This is a genomic window from Caulobacter segnis (genome assembly GCF_019931575.1).
In the GTDB taxonomy this organism is placed as follows: domain Bacteria; phylum Pseudomonadota; class Alphaproteobacteria; order Caulobacterales; family Caulobacteraceae; genus Caulobacter; species Caulobacter segnis_C.
This window is the reverse complement of sequence record NZ_CP082923.1, coordinates 4992807-5009514: the sequence shown is the minus strand read 5'-3', so window position 1 is coordinate 5009514 and position 16708 is coordinate 4992807. Positions and strand designations below refer to the sequence as shown.

Annotated in this window: 11 protein-coding genes, 1 tRNA gene and 1 pseudogene; 8 read left to right on the top strand and 5 right to left on the bottom strand. The window is 68.2% G+C overall.

The features are described from left to right. Positions 1 to 9 precede the first annotated feature (9 nt). Complete coding sequence (locus K8940_RS22945) at positions 10 to 1185, top strand: trans-sulfuration enzyme family protein (protein WP_223392338.1); 1176 nt, start codon at positions 10 to 12, stop codon at positions 1183 to 1185. Here the strand turns inward: K8940_RS22945 and K8940_RS22940 are convergent. Then, positions 1112 to 2104 carry a mechanosensitive ion channel family protein gene (locus K8940_RS22940; protein ID WP_223392337.1) on the bottom strand — a complete coding sequence of 331 codons (993 nt, stop codon included), beginning with the start codon at positions 2102 to 2104 and terminating at the stop codon, positions 1112 to 1114. The genes K8940_RS22945 and K8940_RS22940 overlap by 74 nt on opposite strands. 133 nt (positions 2105 to 2237) lie before the next feature. Between K8940_RS22940 and K8940_RS22935 the strand changes: the two genes are divergently transcribed. Both K8940_RS22935 and K8940_RS22930 read left to right on the top strand, forming a co-directional pair. Then, complete coding sequence (locus K8940_RS22935; protein ID WP_223392336.1) at positions 2238 to 3398, top strand: DegT/DnrJ/EryC1/StrS family aminotransferase; 1161 nt, start codon at positions 2238 to 2240, stop codon at positions 3396 to 3398. Positions 3399 to 3525: 127 nt separating this feature from the next. Further along, on the top strand, positions 3526 to 4743 hold the full coding sequence (locus K8940_RS22930; protein WP_223395962.1) for a multidrug effflux MFS transporter: 1218 nt from the start codon (positions 3526 to 3528) through the stop codon (positions 4741 to 4743). Here K8940_RS22930 and K8940_RS22925 read toward each other — a convergent pair. Beyond that, a complete protein-coding gene (locus tag K8940_RS22925) occupies positions 4740 to 6350 on the bottom strand; it encodes a cisplatin damage response ATP-dependent DNA ligase (RefSeq protein ID WP_223392335.1) in 1611 nt (536 codons plus the stop codon). The genes K8940_RS22930 and K8940_RS22925 overlap by 4 nt on opposite strands. Before the next feature lie 120 nt (positions 6351 to 6470). Between K8940_RS22925 and K8940_RS22920 the strand changes: the two genes are divergently transcribed. Next, the gene (locus tag K8940_RS22920) at positions 6471 to 6902 is read left to right on the top strand and encodes a PaaI family thioesterase (protein ID WP_223392334.1); all 432 of its coding nucleotides are present in this window, start codon (positions 6471 to 6473) and stop codon (positions 6900 to 6902) included. Positions 6903 to 6963: 61 nt separating this feature from the next. Here the strand turns inward: K8940_RS22920 and gltB are convergent, their stop codons facing one another. Both gltB and K8940_RS22910 read right to left on the bottom strand, forming a co-directional pair. After that, positions 6964 to 11487, bottom strand: coding sequence for a glutamate synthase large subunit (gltB, locus tag K8940_RS22915; protein WP_223392333.1), 4524 nt, complete (start codon positions 11485 to 11487; stop codon positions 6964 to 6966). A 19-nt stretch (positions 11488 to 11506) separates the two neighbouring features. After that, positions 11507 to 12955: an NAD(P)-dependent oxidoreductase gene (locus tag K8940_RS22910; protein ID WP_223392332.1), complete on the bottom strand. Its 1449-nt coding sequence runs from the start codon at positions 12953 to 12955 to the stop codon at positions 11507 to 11509. Between the two features lie 228 nt (positions 12956 to 13183). On the opposite strand from K8940_RS22910, the gene K8940_RS22905 reads away from it, so the two are divergent. Beyond that, positions 13184 to 13987, top strand: a complete 804-nt coding sequence (locus tag K8940_RS22905; RefSeq protein ID WP_223392331.1) for an undecaprenyl-diphosphate phosphatase — start codon at positions 13184 to 13186, stop codon at positions 13985 to 13987. Positions 13988 to 14068: 81 nt separating this feature from the next. Here the strand turns inward: K8940_RS22905 and K8940_RS22900 are convergent, their stop codons facing one another. Beyond that, positions 14069 to 15028: a complex I NDUFA9 subunit family protein gene (locus K8940_RS22900; protein ID WP_223395960.1), complete on the bottom strand. Its 960-nt coding sequence runs from the start codon at positions 15026 to 15028 to the stop codon at positions 14069 to 14071. A gap of 170 nt (positions 15029 to 15198) precedes the next feature. Here K8940_RS22900 and K8940_RS22895 point away from each other — a divergent pair. The 3 genes and pseudogenes from K8940_RS22895 (at position 15199) to lptC (ending at position 16703) form a co-directional block, all read left to right on the top strand. Next, a tRNA-Leu gene (locus K8940_RS22895) sits at positions 15199 to 15285 on the top strand. Positions 15286 to 15455: 170 nt separating this feature from the next. Continuing rightward, positions 15456 to 16073, top strand: coding sequence for a ribonuclease D (locus tag K8940_RS22890; protein WP_223392330.1), 618 nt, complete (start codon positions 15456 to 15458; stop codon positions 16071 to 16073). Next, positions 16040 to 16703, top strand: a pseudogene (lptC, locus tag K8940_RS22885) (LPS export ABC transporter periplasmic protein LptC). Before K8940_RS22890 ends, lptC begins: the two are co-directional and overlap by 34 nt. Positions 16704 to 16708: the final 5 nt, after the last annotated feature.

Here is a 16708-nt window from a genome sequence, read left to right as displayed (position 1 = left end):
AGGACACGCATGACCGACATCCCCGGCAAGAACCGCCTGGACTTCGCCACGCGGACCATCCACGGCGGCCAGTATCCCGACCCGACCACCGGGGCGGTGATGGTCCCGATCTACGCCACCTCGACCTACGCCCAGACCAGCCCGGGCGAGCACAAGGGCTTCGAGTACAGCCGCAGCCATAATCCGACCCGCTTCGCCTTCGAGCGCTGCATCGCCGACCTGGAGAGCGGCACGGCCGGCTTCGCCTTCGCCTCGGGCCTGGCGGCCGCCTCGACCATCCTGGAAACCCTGGACAGCGGCGCGCACGTGATCGCCAGCGACGACCTCTATGGCGGCTCGTTCCGGCTGTTCGACAAGGTGCGCAAGCGCTCGGCCGGCTTGACCTTCAGCTTCGTCGACATGGCCGACCTGTCGGCCGTCGAGGCGGCGATCACGCCCGCGACACGGATGATCTGGGTGGAGACCCCGACCAACCCGATGCTGCGGCTGGCCGATCTCGCGGCCATCGCCGCGCTCGCGAAAAAGCACGGCCTGGTCACCGTCGCCGACAACACCTTCGCCAGTCCCTACATCCAGCGGCCGCTGGAGCTGGGCTTCGACGTCGTCATGCACTCGGCCACCAAGTACCTGAACGGCCACTCCGACGTGGTCGCGGGCGTGGCGGTGGTTGGCGACAACCCCGACTTGGCCGACCAGATGAAGTTCCTGCAGAACGCCGTCGGCGGGGTGCTGGGACCGTTCGACAGCTTCCTGGCGCTGCGAGGCGTCAAGACTCTGGCCCTGCGCATGCAGCGCGCCTGCGACAGTGCGCTGGAGATCGCCCGCTGGCTTGAGCAGCATCCGGCCATCGAGCGGGTGATCTATCCGGGTCTGGAAAGCCATCCGCAGCATGGGCTGGCCAAGCGCCAGATGACCGGCGGTTTCGGCGGCATCATTTCGGCCGACGTGAAGGGCGGCCTGGTCCCCGCGCGCAGGATGCTGGAGCGTACGCGACTGTTCACCCTGGCCGAGAGCCTGGGCGGGGTCGAGAGCCTGATCGAGCATCCGGCGATCATGACCCACGCCTCGATCCCAGCCGATCAGCGCGCGGCGCTGGGCATCTCGGACGGGCTCATCCGGCTTTCGGTGGGGATTGAGTCTTGCCGGGACCTGATTTCCGACCTCGACGCGGCTTTATCAGGCTGAGCAGGTGATGGTGCTCGCCCTCGCCCGGCATGGCCGGCGAGGGATCCTTGGCCTTGGTCGGGCGCGGCGGCGGCAGGTCGACGCGGGCCGGATCCTCGGCCAGAAGGTGCGCCGCCAGCATCAGGTCGGTCTTGACGGGACCGAAGTCGGCGGCCGAGGTCCAGGCGCGGATGGCGGCCTGGGCGTAGACCTCGGAAAGGTCCGTCACCTCGATCATCACCGCCGGGTCCTTGCGGATGCGCGGATCGCTCTCGGCCCGCTCGCGCAGGCGCTTGAGGACCATCATCAGGTCGGTCTTTAGCGGGACCTTGAACAGCACGTCGGCCCGCCGGTTGCGGTGGGTCGAGTAGTTCAGGATCACGTCGCCAAACACCTTGCTGTTGGGGATCATCACCTTGACGTTGTCGGGGGTGGCGATCTCGGTGAACAGCAGGTCCAGCGACTTCACCGTGCCGTTGCGGGTCGAGGTCTCGATGACGTCGCCGACGCGGTAGGGGCGGAACAGCAGGATCATCACCCCGGCCGCCACGTTCGACAGGGCGCCCTGCAGGGCCAGGCCGATGGCCAGCGAGGCCGCGCCCAGCACGGCGATGATCGAGGTGGCCTGCACGCCCAGCTGCTGCAGCACCGCCACCAGGCCGACGGCGATGACGGCGTAGCGGGCCAGCGAGGCGCTGAAGCTTTCCAGGGTCGGATCCGGCGCGTTGCGGTGAACCCGGGCCAGGGTCCGGCGCATGAACCGCGCGGCCAGGCCGGCCAGCCAGAAGGTGACGGCCAGGATCAGCGCGGCGACCACCAGGTTCACCGCCAGCTTGCCCAGCCAGTCGAGGAAGTGTCCGAGCATGGTCTCGTCAGCCTTCACGTTGGCGAGCGACGGCAGGGAAGCATCCGCCGGGATGATACTGGGCTTGGTCTGCATGGAGTTCTCGATAGGCGCCCCCGCGCTCATCGGTCAACGACAGGATGAGCCTGCGGTTCCGCTTGAAGCCGGAAACAGTCGGTTACACCAATTGGCTCGAAATCGTCACGAACCCGGCATAAGAGCCCGCGCCATGAGCATGCCCTTCATCGACCTCGCCGCGCAGCAGCGCCGGATCCGCGACAAGATCGACGCGGCCATCGCCAAGGTGCTGGACAGCGGCGCCTATGTCATGGGCCCACAGGTCCGCGAGTTCGAGGCCAAGCTAGCGGAATTCGGCCAGGCCAGGCTGGCCCTGTCGTGCGCCAACGGCACCGACGCCATCGCCCTGCCGCTGATGGCCTGGGGCGTGGGCCGGGGCGACGCGGTGTTCTGCCCGTCCTTCACCTTCGCCGCGACGCCGGAAGTCGTGCCGTGGGTCGACGCGACGCCCGTCTTTGTCGACGTGCTGCCCGACACCTACAATTTGGACCCCGCCAAGCTGGACGCCGCCATCGCCGCAGTGAAGGCCGAGGGCCGCCTGTCCCCGAAGGTGGTCATCGCCGTCGACCTGTTCGGCCAACCCGCCGACTATCCGGCGATCAAGGCCATTTGCGACCGCGAAGGCCTGAAGCTGATCGCCGACAGCGCCCAGGGCTTCGGCTGCACCCTGAACGGCCAGCATCCGTTGCACTGGGCCGACGTGGCCACCACCAGCTTCTTCCCGGCCAAGCCGCTGGGCTGCTACGGCGATGGCGGGGCGGTGCTGACCAATGACGCCGTGCTGTGGGACCTGATGGACAGCTACCGCGTCCACGGCAAGGCGGTGGGCCCGGACCTGGAAGGCAAGACCTTCGACCATGATCCGAAATACCTGAACACCCGCATCGGCATGAACTCGCGCCTCGACACGATCCAGGCCGCGATCCTGATCGAGAAGCTGGCCCTCTTCGCCGAGGAGATCCAGCTGCGTCAGGTCGTGGCCGACCGGTACGCCGAGGGCCTGAAGGGCGCGGTGATCTCGACCCCGGCCGTGATCGACGGCGGCGTCTCGGTCTGGGCCCAGTACGTGATCGAGCACCAGAACCGCGATGGCCTGGCCGCCCACCTGAAGACGCAAGGCGTGCCGACGGCGGTCTACTATCCCGTCCCCATGCACGTGCAGGCGCCCTACGCCCACTTCCCGCGCGGCGCCGGCGGCCTGCCGGTCACCGAGGCCAAGGCCGAGACGGTGCTGGCCCTGCCGATGCACCCGTATCTGGGCGCGGCTGACCAGCAGAAGATCATCGACGCGATCCGGGCCTTCAACGGCTGATCGGCGGCTTTTGGGGGTGGCGTCGCCTGCGCCAACCCCTATATCGCGCGGGACACGTCTCGTGGCTGGGGCGTCAGCCCACGCGAGAAGATCCATGTCCGACACCAACCCGTCGCCGCATCCCGGCATGGGCTTCGGCCAGTTCGTCGCCCTGATCGCGGCGATGATGGCGACCAACGCCCTGGCCATCGACTCGATGCTGCCGGCCCTGCCCAACATCGGCGAGGCGCTAGGCGTGCACGATCCCAACGCCCGCCAGTGGGTGATCACCTCGTACCTGCTTGGCTTCGGCGTCGCCCAGCTGGCCTATGGCTCGCTGGCCGACCGCTATGGCCGCAAGCCGGTGCTGATGGTCGGTCTGGCGCTCTATACGGCCTTCGCCGCCCTCTGCGCCTTCTCCACCTCGTTCGAGATGCTGCTGGTCGCCCGCTTCCTGACCGGCCTGGGCGCGGCCTCGACGCGGGTGCTGTCGGTGTCGATCGTCCGCGACTGCTACGCCGGCCGCCAGATGGCGCGGGTGATGTCGCTGGCCTTCATCGTTTTCCTGGCCACCCCGATCATCGCGCCCTCGCTGGGCCAGGCGATCATGCTGTTCGCCTCGTGGCGCTGGATCTTCGGCGTGCTGTCGATCTTTGGCCTCATCGTCATGGCGTGGGCGGCGATCAAGCTGCCCGAGACCCAGCATCCGGAAGACCGCATTCCGATCTCGATCAGCGGGGTCAGCTCGGCCTTCAAGATCGCCCTGACCGACCGGATCGCCATGGGCTACACCCTGGCCGCCGCCCTGGTGCTGAGCGGCCTGTTCGGCTTCCTGAATTCGGCCCAGCAGGTGTTCGCCGAAGTGCTGCACGCCGGCGACATCTTCCCGCTGGTCTTCGCCGGCATCGCCGGAACCATGGCTGTCTCGTCCCTGCTCAATTCGCGGATCGTCGGGAAGCTGGGCATGCGCAAGGTCTCGCACTGGGCCCTGATCGGCTTCGTCGCGGTCGCCGGCGTCCACGCGGTGGTGGCCAAGACCGGCCACGAGACCCTGCTGACCTTCGCCCTGCTGCAGGCCGCGATGATGTTCTGCTTCGGCCTGGTGATGTCGAACTTCGGAGCCATCGCCATGGAGCCGCTGGGCCATGTGGCCGGCGCGGCCGCCTCGATCCAGGGCTTCATCACGACGATCGGCGGGGCGGTGTTCGGCTTCCTCATCGGCCAGCTCTATGACGGCACGACGGTGCCGCTGACCCTGGGCTTCATGGGCTTCGGGCTGGCGGGCCTCCTGACGGTGCTGGCCACCGAAAAGGGCAAGCTGTTCCAGACCGGCCACCCCGCCCAGGCTCCCGCGGCCGCCCACTAGTCCAGCATCGCCTCGAGAGTCGAAAGCTCGTCCGCCTCCCTCGACGGCTTGTCCCAGCGGATGCGGTTGATGCGCGGGAAGCGCATGGCCACGCCCGACTTGTGGCGGCCCGAGCGCTGCAGGCCTTCGAACGCGACCTCGAACACCAGGCCGAAGTCCAGGTCGGCCCGCACCGAGCGCACGGGACCGAAGCGTTCGATCGTGTGGTCGCGGACGAACTTGTCGATCTGCTTCAGCTCCTCGTCGGTGAAGCCGAAATAGGCCTTTCCGACCGGGGTCAGGCTGCGCCGGCCCTCGTCGTCCTCGCGCCAGACGCCGAAGGTGTAGTCGGAATAGAAGCTGGACCGCTTGCCGTGGCCGCGCTGGGCGTACATCAGCACCGCGTCGATCAGGTGCGGGTCGCGCTTCCACTTGAACCACGGGCCCTTGGGGCGGCCGGGTTCGTAGACGCTGTCGCGCCGCTTCAGCATCAGGCCTTCCGAAAGCCGCGCGTCGCCCTCGGGCGGGTCCAGGCGCAGGGCGGCCAGTTCCGCCCAGGTCTCGAACGGCTGCAGCGGGGAGAGGTCGATGCGCGAGGTCTTCAGCCGCGCCACGAACGCTTCCAGCCGCGCGCGCCGCTCGACGAAGGGCAGGGACCGCAGGTCCGTCTCGCCGTCCAGCATCAGGTCGTAGGCGCGGATACCGGCCGGGAAGGTCGCCAGCTGCCTGGCGTCGACGGTCTTGCGGTTCAACCGCTGCTGCAGATCGCCGAACGGGGCCAGGGCGCCGTCGCGCAGGACCAGCAGCTCGCCGTCGATCGCCCCCTCGAAGTCCAGGGCTTCGACCACATCGGGGAAGCTGGCCGAGATGTCGTCGCCGGTGCGGGTGTAGAGCCGCCGCTGGCCGCGCTCGCTGACGGCCTGGACGCGGATGCCGTCCCACTTCCACTCGGCGACATAGTCGGCGGGATCCAGCTTGGCGAAGTCGACCTCTTCGTCGATCGGCTGGGCCAGCATCACCGGCCGGAAGCGCCCCGGCGCGTCGGGCGAAGGGCGCTCGGAGCGGCCCTCCAGCCAGGCGAAGAGGTCGCCATAGGGCGGCGCCATCGCGTGCCAGATCTCCTCGATCTCGCCGATCTCGACACCGCCCAGGTTGGCGCAGGCCTGCTTGGCCAGCCGCGACGAGACCCCGACCCTCAATCCGCCGGTCATCAGCTTCAAGAGCGCCCAGCGGCCATCCGGGTCCAGGGCGTCCAGCCAGCCCTCGATCAGCCTCTGGACCTCTGTCCGCGAAGCCGAATGCAAGGCCTCGATCACCTCGGACAGCTCCGGCGGCCGGTTGGCGCCGGGTTTCGCCGGCCAGACCAGGGCGACAGTCTCGGCCAGGTCGCCGACATAGTCGTAGGACCAGGCGAACAGCTGGGCGTCCATCCGCGCCTCGACCGCCTTGCGGATAAAGGCCGGCTTGGCGGCGTTGAACGACAGCGCCCCGGTCAGGGCCGCCAGGGCGTAGCCCCGGTCGGGGTCCGGCGTCTGGCGCAGGTGGTCGGCGATCAGGGTCAGCTTGGCGTTGCGCGAGCTGGTCAGGGACAGGCGGTCCAGCAGGTGGGCGAAGGCGCGCATGGACATGGAATGTCGAACGGCCCCGTTTCGTTCAGCCGCTTCGCATCACGCGATACGACAGCCCCTCGCGCAAGAGGGCGATCAATGCTAGATTAAAACAACTGTTTGAAATCAGGCGAGACGGTTATGGACGACATCCCCGAGGGCTTCTCCCCGCACGTCCGCAAGAGCCCGGTCACCGATCCGTGGGAGCCGCTGTTCGCACGATCCGCGCCGGATCGGCTGGTGCTGGGGACCCGGGTGCGCGAGGCGCACTGCAATTCGCGGGGCATGCCGCATGGCGGGTTCCTCGCCGCCCTGGCCGACAACGCCATGGGGCTTTCGCTCGCCGCGAACCTCGCCGCCGCGCGCCAGCCGGCCGGCGGCCTGGTCACGGTGTCCCTGACCCTGGACTATCTGGGCTCGGCCAAGCTGGGCCAATGGCTCGAGTTCGACACCGACTTCGTCAAGCTGGGCCGCTCGATCTGCTTCGCCGAGGCGACGGTGCGAGCGGACGGCGTGGCGGTGGCCCGGGCGCGGGCGACGTTCAAGCTGCTGGAGGCCAAGGCGGCCGCCTGAACGAAAACCGCCGCGAAGGCTTGGCCCTCGCGGCGGTCTCGTTCTTCAGGTCGTCGGGCGATCAGGCCCGTTCGTGCACGGCCTCTTCCGCCGCCAGCGGCTGGGGCAGGCGGCTGACCATCTCCTTCGGGCAGACCTGCCAGAACTGGTCGCGCACGCGGTCCCAGTCGCGCAGCAGGGTGGCGGCGAAGACCGAGTCCGTCTCGCGGGCGTGCTCGGCGATCAGCGAACGCAGCACGCCTTCCCAGTAGGGCGAGGCCAGGCGCTGCACGACGATGCTCTCGGGGTTGATATTGGCTTCGAACCGGTCGTGCTGGTCCAGCACGAAGGCCATGCCGCCGGTCATGCCGGCCCCGAAGTTGCTGCCCGTCGGGCCCAGGATCACCACCTGGCCGCCGGTCATATATTCGCAGCCGTTGGCGCCGCAGCCCTCGACCACCGTGGTGGCGCCGGAGTTGCGGACGGCGAAGCGCTCGCCGGCCTGGCCCGCCGCGAACAGCCGGCCCGAGGTGGCGCCGAACAGCACGGTGTTGCCGATCAGGGCGTTGGTCTCCGGAGCCGCCAGGCCCCGCGCCGGCTTGATCACGATCGTCGCGCCCGACAGGCCCTTGCCGACATAGTCGTTGGCCTCGCCGGTCAGCTCGATGCGCAGGCCCTGGACCGCGAAGGCCCCCAGGCTCTGGCCGGCCGAACCCTTGAGCTGGACGGTCAGGTGGCCGGCGGGCAGGCCCTTCATGCCGAACTTGCGGACGATGTGGCTGGACGTGCGCGTGCCGATGGTGCGGGCGGTGCTGCGGACCGTGTAGGTCAGCTGCATCTTCTCGCCGCGCTCCAGCAGCGGCGCGGCGTCGCGGACGATCTGGGCGTCCAGCGTGTCCGGCACCGCGTTGCGGCCGACGACCGTGTTGTACGGCTTGTTCGCGCCCGGATCGGCGCGGACCAGCAGCGGGTTCAGGTCGAGGTCGTCGAGGTGCTCGCCGCCGCGGCTGACCTGGGCCAGCAGGTCAGTGCGGCCGACGATTTCCTGCAGGCTCTTGAAGCCCAGACCGGCCAGGATCTCGCGCACCTCTTCGGCGATGAACGTGAAGAGGTTGATGACCTTGTCCGGCGTGCCGGTGAACTTGGCGCGCAGGGCCTCGTCCTGGGTGCAGACACCCACGGGGCAGGTGTTGGAGTGGCACTGGCGGACCATGATGCAGCCCATCGCCACCAGCGAGGCGGTGCCGATGCCGAACTCCTCGGCGCCCATCATGGCGGCGATGACGATGTCGCGGCCCGTGCGCATGCCGCCGTCGGCCCGCAGGACGACGGAGTGGCGCAGGTTGTTCAGGGTCAGCACCTGGTTGGCTTCCGACAGGCCCATCTCCCACGGACCGCCGGCGTACTTCACCGAGGTCTGGGGCGAGGCGCCCGTGCCGCCGACGCCGCCGGCGACCAGGATCACGTCGGCCTTGGCCTTGGCCACGCCAGCGGCGATGGCGCCGATGCCGGTGGCCGCGACCAGCTTCACCGTGACCCGCGCGATCGGGTTGATCTGCTTCAGGTCATAGATGAGCTGAGCCAGGTCCTCGATCGAGTAGATGTCATGGTGCGGCGGCGGGCTGATCAGCATCACGCCCGGCGTCGAGTGACGCAGGCGGGCGATCATCTCGGTGACCTTGAAGCCAGGCAGCTGGCCGCCCTCGCCGGGCTTGGCGCCCTGGGCGACCTTGATCTCCAGCTCGACGCACTGGTTCAGGTATTCGGCGGTGACGCCGAAACGGCCCGAGGCGACCTGCTTGATGGCGCTGTTGGGGTTGTCGCCGTTGGGCAGCGGCTTGTAGCGCGCGCTGTCCTCGCCGCCCTCGCCCGACACCGAGCGGGCGCCGATGCGGTTCATGGCGATGTTCAGGGCGCCGTGGGCCTCGGGGCTGAGGGCCCCCAGGCTCATGCCGGGCGTCACGAAGCGCTTGCGGATCTCGTTGACGCTCTCGACGTCGTCGGTGGCGATCGGGTTGCGGTCCGAGCGCCAGTCGAGCAGGTCGCGCAGCTGGATCGGCTTCTGCGTGCGCAGGCCGTTGCTCCAGCGGCGATAGAGCTCGTAGTCGCCGGTGTCGCAGGCCGTCTGCAGGGTGTGCATCAGCCGGGCCTCGAAGGCGTGGGCCTCGCCCGAGCGACGGGCCTTGTACAGGCCGCCGACCGGCAGGGTCACGGCCGTCAGGCCCCAGGCCTTGCGGTGCAGTTCGACCGTCTTGCTCTCGATGCCGGCCAGGCCGATGCCCGAGATGCGCGAGGGCATGCCGGGGAAGAACTCGGCGGCCAGGGCGCGCGACAGGCCGACGGCTTCGAAGTTGTAGCCGCCGCGGTACGAGCTGATGACGCTGATGCCCATCTTGGAGATGATCTTCAGCAGGCCGCCCTCGATGGCGCCCTTGAAGTTCAGGCAGACGTCGCGCAGCGTCCGGTCGCCCGCCAGGCCGCGCTCCAGGCGGTCCTGGAAGCTTTCCTGGGCCAGGTAGGCGTTGACCGCCGTGGCCCCGACGCCGACCAGCACCGCGAAATAGTGGGTGTCCAGGCACTCGGCCGAGCGGACGACGATCGACACGTACGAGCGCAGGCCCTTGGCCACCAGGTGGGCGTGGACGCCGCCGGTGGCCAGGATCATCGGCAGGCCGACGCGGTCCTCGTCGCTGGCCTCGTCGGTCAGGACGATGGCGCCGCAGCCGCGCAGCACGGCGTCCTCGGCCTCGGCGCGGATGCGGTCGAGGTTGGCGCGCAGGGCGTCGCCGGCCCGGGCCTCCGGCGCCGGCAGGGGCATGGTGCAGTCGATGACCGCGACGTTCTTCTCACCCAGCAGCTCGTGGATGCGGATGTACATGCCGGTGGTCAGCACGGGGCTTTCCAGCACGTACACATCCGCTTGCGCGGCGTCCTGGGCCAGGATGTTGCCAAGGTTCTTGAACCGGGTCTTCAGGCTCATCACGCCGGTTTCCCGCAGGGGGTCGATCGGCGGGTTGGTCACCTGGCTGAAGTTCTGGCGGAAGAAGTGGCTGAGCGGACGGTACTTCTCCGACAGCACCGCCAGCGGCGTGTCGTCGCCCATCGAGCCGACAGCTTCCTTGCCGTCCTCGACCATGGGGGCGAGGATCATCTCCAGGTCTTCCAGCGAATAGCCGGCGGCGGCCTGGCGGCGGGTCAGCTCCTCGCGGCCGTACTTGCGCGGCTCGGGACCGGGCGCGATCTCCTTCTCGAGATCGACCATGTTGCCCAGCCACTCCGTATAGGGGTGGCGGCCGGCCAGCTCGTCGATGATCTCGTCCTCGCCGTAGAGGCGGCCTTCGGCCAGGTCGATGGCCAGCATGCGGCCCGGCGAGATCGCCAGCTTGCGGGTGATGCGGGCTTCCTCGACGCCGCACATGCCGGCTTCCGAGCCCATGATCACCAGACCGTCGTCGGTATAGGCCACGCGCAGCGGGCGCAGGCCCGAGCGGTCCTTGCCGGCCACGACCCAGCGGCCGTCGGTGGCGCACAGGGCGGCCGGACCGTCCCAGGGCTCCATCACGGCGTTGCAGTAGGAATAGAGAGCCTTGTGGGGCTCTTTCATCTTCGGGTTGCTGGCTTCCGGCACCAGCAGGGCCTTGGCCATCGGCGCGTCACGGCCGGCGCGCACCAGCACCTCGAAGGTGTTGTCGAGGTTGGCGCTGTCCGAGCCGCCCGGCTGGATCACCGGCTTCACGTCGTCCCCGAACTCGCCGAAGGCCTGGGCGGCCATCTTGATCTCGTGGGACTTCATCCAGTTGATGTTGCCCTTGATCGTGTTGATCTCGCCGTTGTGGGCGAGCATCCGGAAGGGCTGGGCCAGGCGCCACTGCGGGAAGGTGTTGGTCGAATAGCGCTGGTGGAAGATCGCCACGGCCGCGGCGAAGCGGTCGTCCTTCAGGTCGGGATAGAACTCGTCGATGTGCTCGGCGAGGAACATGCCCTTGTAGATCAGCGACTTGGCCGAGAATGAGCAGATGTAGAAGTCGCTGATGTTCTGGGCGTGGACGCGCTTTTCGGTGCGCTTGCGGCACAGGAACAGGGCGCGTTCCAGCGCCTCGCCGTCCAGGCCGGCCGGGGCGGCCAGCATGATCTGCTCGATCTCGGGACGGGTGGCGTTGGCCTTCTCGCCGATCACCGAGGTGTCGACCGGCACCTGGCGCCAGCCATAGATGTAGAAGCCAAAGCGCAGGGCTTCGGCCTCCACGATCGTGCGGCAGGCCTCCTGGGCGCCCAGGTCCGTGCGCGGCAGGAAGATCTGGCCGACGGCGATCGGGCCTTGGCGCAGGGCGTGGCCGGTGCGGCGCACCTGGTCGATGAAGAAGTCCTGCGGGACGCTGACCAGCACGCCGGCGCCGTCGCCGGTCTTGCCGTCGGCGTCGATCGCGCCCCGGTGCCACAGGGCCTTCAGGGCCTTGATCGCCAGTTCGACGACCTCGCGGCGCGGCTGGCCGTCGATGGCGCAGACCAGGCCCACGCCGCACGCGTCGCGCTCGGTCGAGGGATCGTAGGCGTGGCCGTCGATCAGGGCCTGGCGGTTCTTCAGATAGAGGTCCATCTCGCTCATGGTCTTGGGCTCCTCTTTCTTATTCCGCCGCGATCAGCGCGGGCGCGCCGACCTTGGCCTGCAGGTAACGGTGGATGGCGTCGGCGGCGTCGCGGCCGTCCTTGATCGCCCAGACGACGAGCGAGGCGCCGCGCACGATGTCGCCGGCGGCGAACACGCCGTCGAGATTGGTCATCTGGTTGCGGACGTCGGCCTTGACCGTGCCCCAGCGGGTGACCTTCAGGTCCGGCGCCGACCACTGCTCGGGCAGGTTCTCCGGCTCGAAGCCCAGGGCCTTCAGAACCAGCTGGGCCGGACGGTCGAAGTCGCCGCCGGGGATCTCCTCGGGGCTCTGGCGGCCCGAGGCGTCCGGGGCGCCCAGGCGCATGCGGATGGCGCGCACGCCGGTGACGGCCTCGGCCTCGCCCGACAGGGCGCGCGGGGCGGCCAGCCATTCGAAGGTGACACCCTCTTCCTCGGCGTTGGCCACTTCGCGCATCGAACCGGGCATGTTGGCCTTGTCGCGGCGATAGAGGCAGGTGACTGACTTGGCGCCCTGGCGGATGGCCGTGCGCACGCAGTCCATGGCGGTGTCGCCGCCGCCGACCACGACCACGTCCTTGCCCTCGGCGTTCAGCTCGCCGGACTCGTAGGCCGCGACGGTGTCGCCCAGGCCCACGCGGTTCGAGGCGATCAGATAGTCGAGGGCGGGAGCCACGCCCTTGCTGCCGCCGCCCGGGACGGTCAGGTCGCGCGCGGCGTAGACGCCAACGGCGATCAGCACTGCGTCGTGCTTGGCGCGCAGATCCTCCAGAGTGGCGTCCTTGCCGACCTCGAAGCCGAGCTTGAACACGACGCCGCCGTCGGCCAGGCGCTGGGTGCGGCGCTCGACGACGTCCTTCTCCAGCTTGAAGCCGGGGATGCCGTAGATCAGCAGGCCGCCGGCGCGGTCGTGGCGGTCGTAGACGGTGACGTCGTAGCCGGCCTCGCGCAGCTTCTCGGCGGCGGCCAGGCCGGCGGGGCCCGCGCCGATCACGCCGACCGACTGGCCGCGCGCTTCACCGGCGACCAGCGGCTTCACCCAGCCGTTCTCCCAGGCCTTGTCGGTCAGGTAGCGTTCGACCGAGCCGATCGTCACGGTGCCGTGACCCGACTGCTCTATGACGCAGTTACCTTCGCACAGGCGGTCCTGGGGGCAGATCCTGCCGCAGACTTCCGGCATGGAATTGGTCGCCTGCGACAGGGCGTAGGCTTCTTCCAGGCGGCCCTCGGCCGTCATCCGCAGCCAGTCGGGGATGTTGTTGTGCAGGGGGCAGTGGGTCTGGCAGAACGGCACGCCGCATTGCGAGCAACGCGAGGCCTGCTCGGTCGCCTTGGCGTCGATGAAGTCGGCGTAGATCTCGTGGAAGTCGCCCGAACGTTCGGCGGCCGCACGCTTTTCGGGCGTCTTGCGGGCCACCGAGATGAATTTCAGCATGCGTTCGGCCATGCGACTTTCCCCGTCTCTCCAGTAGGAGAAAAATTGCTCAGGCCGGCCTCATACGGACTCTTCAGCGCAATAAGAATGTGTTGGTCAAATTTATAGACTTATATATCCCTGTTTCGGGCGTGGTCTTTGAGAGCGACTCGCAAGAGATGGGTAAATTAGTCCACTTTATGGATTTACGACCTGTTTACCATGTCAGGCGCACGCCAGACGCGGGTTTGGAGCCAAGAAATGCCTGACTGGTTGAGCGCTATCATTCTGGGTCTGGTCGAGGGGCTGACGGAGTTCATTCCCGTCTCGTCCACCGGCCATCTGCTGCTGACCAAGGAGGCCATGGGCCTCAAGGATCCGGCGTGGGACACCTTCATCGTGCTGATCCAGCTGGGCGCGATCCTGGCGGTGGTGGCCCTTTACTTCCAGAAGCTGTGGGGCGTGCTGATCGGCCTGCCGACCAAGCCCGAGGCGCGCCGCTTCGCGCTCAGCGTCATCGTCGCCGTCGCCCCGGCCTTCGCGGCCGGCCTGCTGCTGCACGACGTGATCAAGAAGTTCCTGTTCGAGAGCCCGCTGATCATCTGCTGGTCGCTGCTGATCGGCGGCGTCATCCTGCTGTTCATCGACAAGAAGGCTCCGCCGGCCGTCGACCACGACGCCATGACCCTGCCGCTGCACAAGGCGCTGATCGTGGGCCTGTTCCAGTGCCTGTCGCTGGTGCCGGGCGTCTCGCGCTCGGGCTCGACCATCGTCGGCTCCATGCTGTTCGGCATCGAGCGCCGGGCCGCCGCCGAGTTCAGCTTCTTCATGGCCATCCCGATCATGGTCGGAGCCTTCGCCCTGGACGTCTTCAAGAACCGCGACGCCCTGGACGCCGGCCATGTCGGCGTAGTGGCCATCGGCTTCGTCGTGTCGTTCCTGTCGGGTCTGGTGGTCGTGAAGTACATGCTCGACTTCGTCGGCAAGCGCGGCTTCGCGCCGTTCGCCTGGTGGCGGATCGTCGTCGGCGTCGGCGGCCTGGCGGTGCTGTACCTGCGCCACTGAGCCAGCGGCGAGGGAGCCGAAACAAAAAGGGCGGACGCCGCGCGGCGTTCGCCCTTCTTCGTTCCGGTTCGGCGTAAGCCCCTAGAACGCGCCCGCCGGGGTCTCGGCGTACTGGCCGCCCTTGCGGTAACGGTAGAGATAGGTCGGGACCACGGCCTCGACGGACGTTCCGACCACGCCGACCTCGGCCAGCCCCGGCAGGCCGCCTTCGGCGACATTGTCGGTCTTCAGCATCTCGACCTGGTCGCTGGTCAGCGGCGGCGGCAGAACGCCGGCGACCAGGTCGCCCAGCGAGCCGATCAGCGAGGCCACCGGCCACGGCAGCGCGGCCAGGGGGCGGTTGCGGCCGGTCTCGGTCAGGATCAGCTGCTGGATCTCGCGCATCGTGTAGACGGTCGGGCCGCCCAGCTCGTAGGTCACGCCCACGGCCGCCGGGTTGGCGACGATCTTGGCGATCGCGGCGGCCACGTCGCCGACGAAGATCGGCTGGACGCGGGTGTCGGCGCCGACCAGCGGCATGACCGGGGCCAGGGCAGCGATCTGGGCGAACTTGTTGAAGAACTTGTCGTCGACGCCGAACACCAGCGACGGACGCACGATCGTCGCGCCCGGGAAGGCGTCGCGGACGGCGGCCTCGCCCTCGGCCTTGGTGCGGAAGTACTTAGAGGTCGAATCGGCCTTGGCGCCCAGGGCGCTGACATGGACGAGATGCTTGACGCCGGCCTTGGCGGCGGCCTCGGCCACGGTCTTGGCGGCCATGGCGTGCAGCGACTGGAACTTCTGGCGGCCGCTCTCCCAGAGCACGCCCACCAGGTTCACGCAGGCCTCGGCCCCGTCCAGGGCGCGGGCCACCGAGGCCGGATTGCGGACATTGGCCTGGAAGACCTCGATCTGGCCGACGTCGCCCAGCATGCGCATGCGATAGGCCAGGTTCGGCTGGCGCACGGCCACCCGCACCCGGTAGCCCGCCTTGGCGAGCGCCCGCACGACCTGGCCGCCCACGAAACCGGAGCCGCCGAACACCGTGACCAGACCCTGCATCTTCATTCCTCGTCGCATGCGATGACTCTACCGCGATAACCGGGGGAATTAGACGACCCTGGCCTTGTTCGCAACGAAATCACGATTTGTCGTTTTTTGCCTGTTGACGCGGTCAGAAGCTTTCCCTAAACGTCCCGGCCTCGCGGCGACCTAACCGGTTGCGACAGCGGGCCCAGGTGGCGGAATTGGTAGACGCGCTGGCTTCAGGTGCCAGTGACCGAAAGGTCGTGGAGGTTCGAGTCCTCTCCTGGGCACCACCCCTTAACCGAGCTTCTTTCGAGAAGCGGGGGTGGCGCCAAAATCCCCCCATAGTTCAGAAATCTGGGCGGATAGATATCCCGTTCATCGTGAGTATAAGTAACGCGCGCCTATAACGGGCGCGTGGTTGATCGCGTCGCGCGCGCGATCTGTCGGAGATTTCTGAGACTTGGCCAATTTCGTTCACGAGGGCGACCTGCCCGACGGCGTGTTCGCCGGCGCCAGCATTATCGCGATCGATTCGGAGACCATGGGTCTGCGCCTGGGGCGCGATCCGCTGTGCGTGGTCCAGCTGTCGTCGGGCGACGGCGACGCCCACGTGGTGCGCCTGAAGCGCCCCGGCTACGATTGCCCGAACCTGAAGGCGCTGCTGACCGATCCGGCGATCCTGAAGCTTTTTCACTTCGGCCGCTTTGATATCGCCATGTTCGAACTCCATCTGGGAGTCGTGACCGCGCCCGTCTACTGCACCAAGATCGCCTCGAAGCTGGCCCGGACCTATACGGACCGCCACGGCCTGAAGGACGTGACGCGCGAACTGCTGGGTGTCGAGCTGTCCAAGGTCCAGCAGTCGTCGGACTGGGGCGCGCCGTCGCTGAGCCCCGAACAGGTCGCCTACGCCGCCTCGGACGTGCTGCACCTGCACGCCCTGCGCCACAAGCTGAACATCATGCTGGAACGCGAGGGCCGAATGGCCCTGGCGCAACACGCCTTCGACTATCTCCCCCACCGCGCCTCGCTCGACCTGGCCGGCTGGGAGGAGGTCGATATCTTCGCCCACAGCTGACGGAAGCGGATGCACCCGACCGCGGTCATGACCGGACGAGCGATGAGCGCCGACCTCGCGCGCTGGCGCCGCCGCTCGCGCCGCGTGCTGGCCGCCCGCATCGTCCTGCCGCTAGCCATCGGCATCCTGCTGCTGATCGTCGCCTCGCAGGTCGGCTGGCGGACCTACATGGCCGCGACCCATCCGCCGACCGAGGCCAAGACCGAGATCCGCCTGATCACGCCGCGCTTCTACGGCCAGTCGACCGATGGGCGCAGCTTCATGATCACCGCACGGTCGGCGATCCGCGACGACAACGATCCGCGCCGGATCATCCTGGACGACCCGGCCCTGACCCTGGATCTGGGCTCGCCCACCCCCACGCGCATGACCGCCAAGCACGGCGTCTACCGTCAGGACGACTTCAGCCTGAACCTGAAGGACGACGTCCGGCTGGACGATGGCACCGGTTACCGCTTCGCGTCGGAGGAGTCGTTCGTCGACACCAAGACCGGAAATGTCACGGGCGAGACCACGATGAACGGCGAAGGTCCCAGCGGACAGGTGCAATCTCGCGCTTACTCCGTATATGACAAGGGCGATCGCATCGTCTTCCGAGGCGGGGTTCGCGCGCGGTTCGAACGGCAGTAAAGAAA